The sequence below is a fragment of the Xenophilus sp. genome (genome assembly GCF_044462705.1).
GTDB classification, from domain to species: Bacteria; Pseudomonadota; Gammaproteobacteria; order Burkholderiales; family Burkholderiaceae_C; genus Xenophilus; species Xenophilus azovorans.
Map to the genome: position 1 here is coordinate 1 of NZ_JBIQNC010000178.1, position 10,105 is coordinate 10,105.

At 71.8% G+C, this 10,105-nt stretch carries 10 protein-coding genes; 6 read left to right on the forward strand and 4 right to left on the reverse strand.

Annotated features, from left to right (window positions below):
• Positions 1-212 precede the first annotated feature (212 nt).
• Both ACIY1X_RS20765 and ACIY1X_RS20770 read left to right on the forward strand, forming a co-directional pair.
• Positions 213-1,310: an ABC transporter substrate-binding protein gene (locus ACIY1X_RS20765; RefSeq protein ID WP_399684247.1), complete on the forward strand. Its 1,098-nt coding sequence runs from the start codon at positions 213-215 to the stop codon at positions 1,308-1,310.
• A gap of 26 nt (positions 1,311-1,336) precedes the next feature.
• Positions 1,337-2,458 carry an FAD-dependent monooxygenase gene (locus ACIY1X_RS20770; protein ID WP_399684250.1) on the forward strand — a complete coding sequence of 374 codons (1,122 nt, stop codon included), beginning with the start codon at positions 1,337-1,339 and terminating at the stop codon, positions 2,456-2,458.
• Between the two features lie 33 nt (positions 2,459-2,491).
• Here the strand turns inward: ACIY1X_RS20770 and ACIY1X_RS20775 are convergent, their stop codons facing one another.
• From ACIY1X_RS20775 to ACIY1X_RS20790, 4 genes are read right to left on the reverse strand one after another with little or no spacing between them, the layout of a single operon-like run.
• On the reverse strand, positions 2,492-3,841 hold the full coding sequence (locus tag ACIY1X_RS20775) for a TolC family outer membrane protein (protein WP_399684252.1): 1,350 nt from the start codon (positions 3,839-3,841) through the stop codon (positions 2,492-2,494).
• Positions 3,842-3,862: 21 nt separating this feature from the next.
• Positions 3,863-4,201, reverse strand: coding sequence for a rhodanese-like domain-containing protein (locus tag ACIY1X_RS20780; RefSeq protein ID WP_038203357.1), 339 nt, complete (start codon positions 4,199-4,201; stop codon positions 3,863-3,865).
• A 14-nt stretch (positions 4,202-4,215) separates the two neighbouring features.
• Positions 4,216-4,887, reverse strand: a complete 672-nt coding sequence (locus ACIY1X_RS20785) for a protein-L-isoaspartate O-methyltransferase (protein ID WP_399684255.1) — start codon at positions 4,885-4,887, stop codon at positions 4,216-4,218.
• A gap of 52 nt (positions 4,888-4,939) precedes the next feature.
• Positions 4,940-5,641, reverse strand: a complete 702-nt coding sequence (locus tag ACIY1X_RS20790) for a TetR/AcrR family transcriptional regulator (protein WP_399684258.1) — start codon at positions 5,639-5,641, stop codon at positions 4,940-4,942.
• Positions 5,642-5,725: 84 nt separating this feature from the next.
• Here ACIY1X_RS20790 and msrA point away from each other — a divergent pair, with 84 nt between their 5' ends.
• The 4 genes from msrA to ACIY1X_RS20810 all read left to right on the forward strand — a co-directional run bounded on the left by msrA (position 5,726) and on the right by ACIY1X_RS20810 (position 10,034).
• The gene (gene msrA, locus ACIY1X_RS20795; RefSeq protein ID WP_399684260.1) at positions 5,726-6,298 is read left to right on the forward strand and encodes a peptide-methionine (S)-S-oxide reductase MsrA; all 573 of its coding nucleotides are present in this window, start codon (positions 5,726-5,728) and stop codon (positions 6,296-6,298) included.
• 59 nt (positions 6,299-6,357) lie between these two features.
• Positions 6,358-6,771 (forward strand): hypothetical protein, encoded by a 414-nt coding sequence (locus ACIY1X_RS20800; protein ID WP_399684262.1) that lies wholly within the window; start codon positions 6,358-6,360, stop codon positions 6,769-6,771.
• Positions 6,772-6,880: 109 nt separating this feature from the next.
• Entirely contained in the window at positions 6,881-9,052 is a 2,172-nt protein-coding gene (locus ACIY1X_RS20805; protein WP_399684264.1) for a TonB-dependent receptor domain-containing protein, read from the forward strand.
• A gap of 49 nt (positions 9,053-9,101) precedes the next feature.
• Positions 9,102-10,034: an AEC family transporter gene (locus tag ACIY1X_RS20810; RefSeq protein WP_399684266.1), complete on the forward strand. Its 933-nt coding sequence runs from the start codon at positions 9,102-9,104 to the stop codon at positions 10,032-10,034.
• Positions 10,035-10,105 lie beyond the last annotated feature (71 nt).

Consider the following 10,105-nt stretch of genomic DNA (forward strand, 5'->3'; position numbering starts at 1 on the left):
GGCGTGCTCATCCTGCAGATGGAGGCGCAGGCCGACACCGGCGGCAGCTTCGCGGTGTGCGTGGTGCTGTCGGTGATCGGCATCGTGCTCACCGGCCTCCTGCGCAGCATCCAGCGCCGCGTGCTGCACTGGATGCCGGCCGATGCCTCGCAGCGGACGGTGAACGTCTGAATCCCCGGTGTTCCTGCATTTCCCTGAAGGAGTGAACCATCATGTTGACGCGACGTGACTTCGGCCTGGGCCTCGGCGCCCTGGGCATGGCCGGCGGCCTGCCGGCGCTGGCGCAGAGTGTGCGGGTGATGAAGGTGGCGAACACCGCGGCGGTGAACGATCCGCAGCAGTGCTTCGTCACCGCGGGCCAGCATCCGAGGCTGGACTTCTACAAGCCGAACGGCGTCGACGTGGAGTACGTCAACATGTCGAGCATGACGCAGGCGCTGCAGAGCCTGCGCGCCGGGCATGTGGACTTCGGGCCCGCGGTGCCGGGCATCCTGCTGCCGGCGATGGCGAAGGACCCGTCGCTCGACCTGGTGAGCGTCTACAAGTGGCTGCCGCGCAATGCGAACGTGATCGTGGTCAAGCCCGACAGCCCGATCCGTTCGGCCGCGGACCTCGCGGGCAAGCGCATCGGCGTGCGCAGCCAGGGCGACACCGGCATCGTCATCACCAGGGCCATGCTGGCCGAGCTGGGCCTGAAGGACGACAAGTGCGAGTACATCGCCATCGGCGACGGCGCGCCGGCCGGCGCGGCGATCGACAACGACCGCGTGGACGCGATGGTGGCCTTCGACACCGCCGCCGCCCGCATCGAGCTGGTGGGGACCCGGCTGCGCTACGTGCCGCTCACGCCGAAGTTCGCGCAGGTGGGCTCGGGCTGGCTGTGCGTGCCGCGCAAGCTGCTGAAGGAGCAGCGCAAGGCGCTGGTGGCGCTGTTCCAGGGCGTGGCGAAGTCGACCGTCTTCTCGCATGCCAACCTCGATGCGGCGATCGATTTGCATTGGGCGGTGTACCCCGAGAGCCGGCCCAAGGGCCGCAGCGAGGAAGAGGCGCGCAAGGAACTGGGCTTCATCCTCAAGGACCGCAGAGAGAGCTGGATGCGCCGGCCCGACGACCCGGACCAGCGCATGGGCGCGTCGTCGCTCGCCGAGTGGCAGGCGAACATCGACATGGCCGCCGAGAGCAGCAGGAACCCGAAGCTGGCCGAGCAGCTCGGCGACCCGAACCGCCTGTTCACCAACGAGCTGATCGACGACATCAACGCCTTCGACAGGCAGGCCGTGATCCGGATGGCCAGGGAATTCAAGCTGTAGGCCCCGGCAGGGAAAGGAGCATCCCCATGGACGTCCTCATCTCCGGCGCCAGCATGGCCGGCCTCTCGGCGGCCTACTGGTTCGCCCGCCTCGGCCACCGGGTGACCGTCGTCGAGCGCGCCGACGGCCTGCGGCCGGGCGGCGCGCCCATCGACGTTCGCGGACGCGCGCTCGGGACCGCGCAGCGGATGGGGATCCTGGCGAAGATCGCCGAGCAGAAGGTCTCCATCGTGGAGCCGGCGCCGGTCCTCGACGGCACGGGAGCGCAGGTCGCGACCCTCGATCTGCGCTGGTTCGCCAACGAGACCGACGACGACGTCGAGATCACGCGGGACCGGCTCAACCGGATCCTGCGGGATGCCGTTCCCGAGGGCGTCGAGTTCCGCTTCAAGGCGTCCATCGCGTCGATCGCCGACGGCCCCGGCGGCGTGGACGTTGCTTTCATGGACGGCCGGCAGGGCCGCTACGACCTCGTGGTCGGCGCCGACGGCCTGCACTCCAACGTGCGCAGGCTCGCCTTCGGCCCCGAGAAGGACTATGTCCGGCACTTCGGCTACTACGTCGCGCTCGTCGATCTTCCGGCCGACCGGGCGTGGCACCGCGCCATGCTCAACGTGCCCGGCCTCACGCTCGTCGTCCGCGACGCGGGCGACGGCCCGCAGGGGATGATGCTCGCCGCCAGCCCGGAGATCGACTACGACTACCGCGATCTCGACGCGCAGCGCGGACTGATCGACCGGTTCCTCTCGCGCATCGACGCATGGCAGGTGCCCGCGATGCGCGCGGCGTTCACCGATCCCGCGGCCAGGGGCTTCTACTTCGATTCGGTCAGCCAGACCCACATGCCGGGCTGGATCAACGGCAACGTCGCGGTCATCGGCGACGCGGGCCACTGCGCCGCGCTGCTGTCGGGCATGGGGACGACGCTGGCGATGGTGTCGGCGGAGATCCTGGCGAACGCATGGACCGAGCACGGCGGCGACATGGGCGCCGCATCGCCCGTCCACCACGAGCGCCTGCGCCCCTACGTGGAACAGTGCCAGGCCTTCGCCAGGGAGGGCGCCCCGATCATGGTGCCGCTGACGCAGGAGGCGCTCGACGAGCGCAACGCGAATTTCCGCGCGCATGCGGCCAGGTTCGCGGCATGAGCCGGACCGCCGCCGGCTCGGCGGCGCGTCCCCTCAACGCGAGGACTGCGCCACCGCCGCCAGCGCCGCATTGACCGGCCGCAGGTCCTCCGCCGTCAGCGTGCCTGCCGCCTGGCGCAGCCTGAGCTGGCCCATCAGCAGGTTGTAGCGCGCCACGGCCAGGTCGCGCTTGGTCTGGTAGAGCTGGCTCTGGGCGTTGAGCACGTCGATGTTGATGCGCACGCCCACCTGGTAGCCCATGCGGTTGGCGTCCAGTGCGCTCTGGCTGGAGGCCTCGGCCGCCTCCAGCGCCCTGACCTGGCCCGCGCCGGCCTGCAGGCCGAGGAAGGCGGCCTGCGTCGCCTGCGTCACGCTGCGCCGCGCATCGGCCAGTCGGGCGCGCGCCTGGTCTTCCAGCGCGACGGTTTCCTTCACGCGGTTCTCGATGGCGAAGCCGGCGAACAGCGGCATCGTCAACTGCACGCCCACCTGCGCGGCGTGGATGCGGGTGCGCATCGCGGAGTCGATCACGCCCTGCGGGTTGTTGACCACGCTGTAGCCCAGCGTGGCGTCGATGGCGGGCTTGTGGCCGGCGCGGGCCTTGTCGATCTCCAGCCCCGCCACGTCCAGCGCCAGCCGGGCCTGGGCGAGGGCGGGGTGCGACGCCTCGGCCTGCGCCACCCAGCCGGCGATGTCGCCCTGCGCCGGCGCCGGCAGCACCACGGGCTCGGCCAGCGGCAGCGGCGCGGTGCCGCTGCGGCCCACCAGTTGGTCCAGCGCCAGGCGGCGCACCTGCAGCTCGTTGGCGGCGGCGATTTCCTGCGCGACGACGATGTCGTGCCGCGCCTGCGCCTCCCGCGTGTCGGTGACGGTGGCGTTGCCCAGCTCGAAGTTGCGCTTCGCGGCGGCCAGCTGCTCGCCCACCGCGGCCTTCTGCGCCTGCACCAGGCGCAGCGTGTCCTGCGCGGCCAGCACGTCGAAATACGCCTGGCTCACGCGCACGATCAGGTCCTGCTCGGCCAGGGCGAGCTGGGCGCGGGCGATCTCGTGCTGGCGCTTGCCCTGCTCGTAGGTGGCCAGGTTGGCCGGGCGGTAGATCGGCTGCGTGGCCTGCACGCCGATCTGCTGCGTGTTGAAGTTGCGCGGGCCGGTGCCGGCGTCGGTGCGGATGTCGGCCTCGGTGCGCGAGATGCCCGCCTGCAGGCCCACCTGCGGCAGCAGCCCGGCCCTGGTCTGCTCGGCGCGGGCCAGCGTGGCCTCGTGCTGCGCCTGCGCGGCCTGCCAGGTGGCGTCGTGCGCGCGGGCGGACTCGTACAGCTCGATCAGGCTCTGCGCCCGCGCACCGGCCGCCATGAGCAGCAGCGCGGCGAGGCCGAAAGCGATGCGGGACCGCGGCGCGCGCATGGGCGAAGGGCCTCCGGCCGATCAGTAGCGGGGCAGGGTGGGATCGACCGTGGCCGCCCACGCGTCGATGCCGCCGGCCACGTTGGCCACCTGCTCGTAGCCCTGCTGCGCCAGGAACATCGCCACATGCTGGCTGCGTCCGCCGTGGTGGCACAGGCAGGCGATGCGGCGGGACGGGTCCAGCTCGGCCAGCCGGGCGGGAAGGGTGTTCATCGGGATCGACAGCACGGTGACGCCCTCGGGCGCGACGCGGGCGGTCTGTACCTCCCAGGGTTCGCGCACGTCGAGCAGCACGGGGGCGGCGTCGGGCGCCTGGGCGAACCAGGCGGCGAGGTCGGCAGGGCGGACTTGGTCGATCATGGGCGGTGCGGGCCTCAGAAGCTGAAGCGCGAGGGCTCGGGGAAGTTCAGCAGGCGCGGCGCCACCGTGTCCCAGGGCTGCGCGGTCTCCCACTGGCCTTCGCTGGTGCGGGTGACGATGTGGGCGCGCATCATCGGCTCCTCGCCGACGATGGCGAACAGGCGCCCGCCGATGTTGAGCGAGCCCAGCAGGTTCTGCGGCACCTTGGCCACCGAGCCGCTGAGCACGATCACGTCGAACATCGGGCCGCTGGGCAGCGGCTTCGCGCCGTCGGCGTGGCGCACCTCGGCGTTGGCGACGCCGTGGCTGCGCAGCGTCTCGGCGGCGCGCTGCGCCAGGGTCTCGTCGATCTCCAGCGTCAGCACCTGGGCGGCGCGGTGCGCCAGCAGCGCGGCCATGTAGCCGGAGCCGGTGCCGATCTCCAGCACCTTCTCCGCGGGCTGGATGCGCAGGTCCTGCAGCGTGCGGGCCTCGACCTTGGGCGAGAGCATGCACTGCCCGGGCTCGTCGCCCAGCGGGATCTCCATGTCGAAGAAGGCCAGCGACCGGTGCGCGGCGGGCACGTAGTCCTCGCGCCGCACGACGGACAGCAGATCCAGGATGTCGGCCTCGAGCACGTTCCAGGGGCGGATCTGCTGCTCGATCATGTTGAAACGAAGCTGTTCGGGGGTCGCGGGAGGGGTCATGGGCTGCTCCGTCGAGGCAAGGAAAGAGGGCGTGGAAGACAAACTTTCGATTCTAGGAGGCCGGGCCGCCGTCACTGGCGCGGCCTGCCGGCGTGCACAGGCCGCGCAGGAGGGTGTCGGCCTGCGCCTGGATGTAGCGCGGCGGGTCGAGCGGCACGCCTTCCTCCACGCACACGTTGGCCGAGTGCTTCCACAGCATGAGGAAGAGCATGGGCGAGACGATGGCGTAGATCGCGTGCTGCACGTCGATGCCCGGGTCGAACTCGCCGCGCTCGATGCCGCGCTGCAGGATGCGCCGCAGCAGCGCATGCCCCGGCGCCACCACCTCGCGCCGGTAGAACGCGGCCAGCTCGGGGAAGTTGCCGCCCTCGCTCAGGATCAGCTTGGTGATGCCCGAGGCGCGGGTGGCGCCGACGTGCTCCCACCAGGTCGCCAGGCAGTAGCGCAGCATCTCCGGCGTGCTGCCCTCGAACTGCTCGAACTCCGTGTTCCAGCCGCCGAAGCGCCCGGCGATGTTTTCCATCACCACGGCCTTGAACAGCTCCTCCTTGCTCGGGAAGTAGAGGAACAGCGTGCCCTTGGACACGCCGGCGCGCGCGGCCACCTCCTCGGAGCGGGTGGCGGCGTAGCCCTTCTCGACGAACAGCTCCAGCGCCGCCTCCAGCAGTTCGCCGGGGCGCGCTTCCTTGCGCCGCTCGCGCTTGGCGCGGATGGGGCAGCGCTTGTCGCTGAAGAAACCGGAGGAGGAGGGCATGACGCTAATGACTCGCGGGTTAGTAATGTAGTGAGGCACTCGAATGGCGTCAACCCGCCACAATCTCCTCCTGGAGAGTCTCCCATGTCCACTGCCATGCCATCGTCTTCCCCGGCCCCCCTCGAAACCATCGTCCTCGGCGGCGGCTGCTTCTGGTGCACGGAAGCGGTGTTCGACCGCGTGGAGGGTGTGGCGGACGTCGAGTCCGGCTACGCCAACGGCCACCAGCCGCAGCCGACCTACGAGCAGGTGTGCAGCGGCAGCACCGGCCACGCGGAGGTGGTCAAGGTGCAGTTCGACCCGCAGCGCATCGGCCTGCGCGAGATCCTGGAGATCTTCTTCGTCGTGCACGACCCGACCACGCTGAACCGCCAGGGCAACGACGTGGGCACGCAGTACCGCAGCGCCATCTACACCACCACCGACGCCCAGCAGCAGACGGTGCGCGAGGTGATCGCGGAACTGGCGGCGCACCAGGCGTACGGCGGCGTGCCCATCGTCACCGAGGTGGCGCCGCTGGCGTCCTACTGGCCGGCGGAGGACTACCACCAGGACTATTTCCTGAAGCACCCCGGACAGGGCTACTGCGCCTTCGTGGTCGCGCCCAAGGTGGAGAAGTTCCGCAAGACCTTCGGCGAGCGCGTGCGCAAGGACTGAGCGCCCGAGAGCCCGACCGGGCGCATGCTCCGGCGGCGGCTGGCACAATGTCCGGCCTCGTGACCGCCGCACCCTCCTTCTCGCACGCCACCCGCACCTCCCGTGCGGCGGGGCTGGCGTGGCTGCTGGCCCTGGCCGTGGTGCTCGCCGCCACGCTGGGGCACCTGCACCGGGTGATGCACGACCCGGCGCCGGCCGCCGGCGCGCACGTCCACGACGCGCATGCGGCCGCCTCGCACGACGGCCACCACGCGCACGCGCACGGGCTGCTGGCGCTGTTCGGCGGCCACGACGACGGCGACCTGCAGTGCCGGCTGTACGACCAGCTCGCGCACGGCAGCGCGATGCCCTCGGTGGCGGCGCTGCTGCCGCCGGTGGTGCTGCCCACCGCCGTCTTCGACTTCATGCAGGGCGAGGCGCTGGCGCGCTGGGTCCTGCTGTTCGACGCCCGCGGGCCGCCCCCCGCTCGCTGAACCTCCCCGGTCCCTCGCGTTCCCGATCGCGGGGCCCTGTCCTGCTGCTGGCTGGCTGCGCCATGCCGGCATGGCAGCGGGACGTGCCTGTTCAACGAGCGAATTCCACATGACATGCTTTTCCCTGGGCGGTGCCTCCGGCGCCGCCGCACTGCTGCGCCTGAGCGCCGTTTCCACCGCCATCGCCGCGCTGTCCTCCACCGCCTGGGCGCAGACGCCCGGCGACACCCGGGCGCTGCCGCCGGTCACCGTGTCCGCCAGCGGGCTGGAGCTGGGCGAGAACGACATGGTCACCCCCTCCAGCGTGCTGGAAGGCGAAGACCTGGTGCTGCGCCGCGGCGCCAACCTGGGCGACACGCTGGAAGGCGAGCCCGGCGTGCGCGCCACCCACTTCGGCGCCGGTGCCAGCCGGCCCATCATCCGCGGCATGGACGGCCCGCGCGTCAAGGTGCTGGGCGACGGCGCCGAGATCCAGGACGCCTCCACCATCAGCCCCGACCACGCGGTGGTGTCCGAGCCGCTGCTCACGCGCCAGATCGAGGTGCTGCGCGGGCCCTCCGCGCTGCTGTACGGCGGCGGCGCGGTGGGCGGCGTGGTCAACGTGCTCGACCGCCGCGTGCCCACGCGGCGGCCCGACAACGGCTTCGAGGGTAGCGTGGAGCTGCAGGGCCGCAGCGGTGCGCGCGAGGCGGCCGGCGCCTTCGACCTCACGACGGCGCTGGGCGACCACCTCGTGCTGCACCTGGAAGGCTCGCGCCGCGAGGCGCACGACTACCGCGTGGGGCGGCACTGGTCGGGCGGCACCCGCGTGCCCGGCAGCGACAACGCCACCGAGAACTTCGGGGCGGGCCTGTCCTGGGTGGGACCGCGCGGCTACCTGGGGCTGGCCTACAGCCTGCAGAGCAGCCGCTACGGCCTGCCGGGCCACAGCCATGCCTTCGAGGGCTGCCATCCGCACGGCAGCCACCTGCATTGCCCCGAGGGCGACGCGCACGGCCATGACCACGACCACGGCGACGAGCAGGAGGCGCACGAGGAGGACCACGAGCACGAGGACCACGATCACGCCGAGGGCGATGACCACGACCACGAGCATGAACACGAGCACGGCACGCCGTGGGTGAAGCTGCGCAGCGAGCGCGTCGACCTGCGCGGCGAGCTGCTCGACCCGCTGCCCGGCTTCGCGCGCGCCCGCCTGCGCGCCGCCATCACGCGCTACCGCCACCACGAGATCGAGGGCCAGGAGATCAGCACCACCTTCCGCAACCGGGCGCATGACGCGCGGCTGGAGCTGGAGCACCTGCCCATCGCCGGCTGGCGCGGCGTGCTGGGCGTGCAGACATCGCAGCGCCGCTTCAGCGCCCTGGGCGAGGAGGCCTACGTCGCCCCCACCCGCACGAACCGCACCGCGCTGTTCGCGCTGGAGGAGCGCCGCTTCGGCGACGTGCGCGTCGAGGCCTCGCTGCGCCACGAGTGGCAGCGCATCGACGTCGACTCGCTCACGCAGCGCGATGCCAGCCACCGCGGCACCTCGTTCTCGCTGGGCGCGCAGTGGCGCTTCGCGCCGGGCTGGTCGCTGGGCGGCTCGTTCACGCGCAGCCAGCGCCTGCCCACGGCCGAGGAGCTGTACGCCGACGGCCTGCACCTGGCCACCCGCACCTACGAGGTGGGCAACGACCGGCTGCGCAAGGAGACCTCGCGCAACATCGACGTCACGCTCGCCCGGACGGCGGGCGACACCACCTTCTCGGTGTCGGGCTTCCACAACCGCGTGAAGAACTACATCTACGCCGACACGCTGGATGCCTACGAGGGCCTGCAGCTCATCGAGTACGCGCAGCGCGACGCCACCTTCACCGGGCTGGAGGGCAGCGTGAAGCAGAAGCTGGGCGAGCACCTGTCGGTGACGGTGTTCGGCGACCACGTGCGCGGCCGGCTCGACAACGCGTCCGGCCTGGCGTCGCGCAACCTGCCGCGCATTCCGGCGCAGCGCCTGGGCGTGCGGTTGAACGCCAGCTACCAGGGCTGGAGCGGCTGGGTGGAGGCGTACCGCATGGCCAGCCAGCGCCGCATCGCCGCCTACGAGACCTGGACGCCGGGCTACACCATGCTCAACCTGGGCCTGGCCTACAGCACCCGCATCGACCGGCTGGACACGCAGTTCTACCTGCGCGCGGACAACCTGACCGACCGGCTCGCCTTCGCCCACACCTCCTTCATCAAGGATGCCGCGCCGCTGCGCGGCCGCACGGTGACGGTGGGCATGCGCGTGAGCTTCTGACGGCCGCGGCGGCGCGGGCCGCCGCCGTGCGGCCCGCTATGCTCGACCGGTGAACCTGCCCGTCGTCTCCTCGCTGCTGCCCGTCGTCCTGCTCATCGCGGCGGGGTGGGTGGCAGGGCGGCGCGGCTGGATCGCGCCGGCGGCGATCCGGGACCTGTCGAACCTGATCTTCGTGCTGCTGGCGCCGGCGCTGCTGTTCCGCTCGATGAGCACGGTGCACCTGGGCGAGCTGAGCCTGAAGCCCGTGGCGGCGTACTTCATCGCGGCCGGCCTCATCTATGGCGCCACGCTGCTGCTGCGCGGCTTCAACCGCGAGGCGGCGGTGCTGGCGCTGGCCAACACCTACAGCAACACCGTGATGATCGGCATCCCGCTGGTCGGTCTGGCCTACGGGCCGGAGGGGCTGGTGACGCTGCTCACGCTGGTGTCGCTGCATTCGCTGACGCTGCTGACCGGCGCCACGGTGGTGCTGGAGCTGGCCGCGGCGCGCGAGGAGCCGGGCCGCCGCCACGTGCTGGCCACCGTGCTGCGCGCGGTGCGCAACGCGGTGCTGCACCCGGTGGTGCTGCCGGTGCCCGCCGGCCTGCTGTTCGCCGCCACCGGCTGGACCATGCCGGCGGCCATCGACCGCCCGCTGCAGTGGCTGGGCCAGGCCTTCGCGCCGATGGCGCTGGTGCTGGTGGGCATCACGCTGGCCGCGACGCCCGTGGGCTCCCACCTGCGCGGCGCGCTGGTGCAGGCCGTGGCCAAGAACCTGGTGCACCCGCTGCTGGTGCTGGCCATCGGCTGGGCCCTGGGCGTGCACGGCCTGCCGCTCACGGTGATGGTGGTGGCCGCCGCCATGCCCATCGGCGCCAACGTGTTCATGTTCGCGCAGCGCTACCGCGTGGCGGAGGAGCTGGTGACCGCCAGCGTGGTGGTGTCCACGCTGCTGGCGCTGGTCACCGTGTCGGGCGCGATGGCGCTGATGGCGCCGCGCTGAGGGGCCGGATCACGGCGCCAGGCGCTCGCGTATCCAGGCGCCGCCTTCGACGCGGTAGCGCAGCCGGTCGT

Bases quoted from the DNA above. Each gene is read 5' to 3' on its own strand.
- ACIY1X_RS20765 (WP_399684247.1), top strand. From the start codon at position 213: ATGTTGACGCGACGTGACTTCGGCCTGGGCCTCGGCGCCCTGGGCATG.
- ACIY1X_RS20770 (WP_399684250.1), top strand. From the start codon at position 1,337: ATGGACGTCCTCATCTCCGGCGCCAGCATGGCCGGCCTCTCGGCGGCC.
- ACIY1X_RS20775 (WP_399684252.1), bottom strand. From the start codon at position 3,841: ATGCGCGCGCCGCGGTCCCGCATCGCTTTCGGCCTCGCCGCGCTGCTG.
- ACIY1X_RS20780 (WP_038203357.1), bottom strand. From the start codon at position 4,201: ATGATCGACCAAGTCCGCCCTGCCGACCTCGCCGCCTGGTTCGCCCAG.
- ACIY1X_RS20785 (WP_399684255.1), bottom strand. From the start codon at position 4,887: ATGACCCCTCCCGCGACCCCCGAACAGCTTCGTTTCAACATGATCGAG.
- ACIY1X_RS20790 (WP_399684258.1), bottom strand. From the start codon at position 5,641: ATGCCCTCCTCCTCCGGTTTCTTCAGCGACAAGCGCTGCCCCATCCGC.
- msrA (WP_399684260.1), top strand. From the start codon at position 5,726: ATGTCCACTGCCATGCCATCGTCTTCCCCGGCCCCCCTCGAAACCATC.
- ACIY1X_RS20805 (WP_399684264.1), top strand. From the start codon at position 6,881: ATGACATGCTTTTCCCTGGGCGGTGCCTCCGGCGCCGCCGCACTGCTG.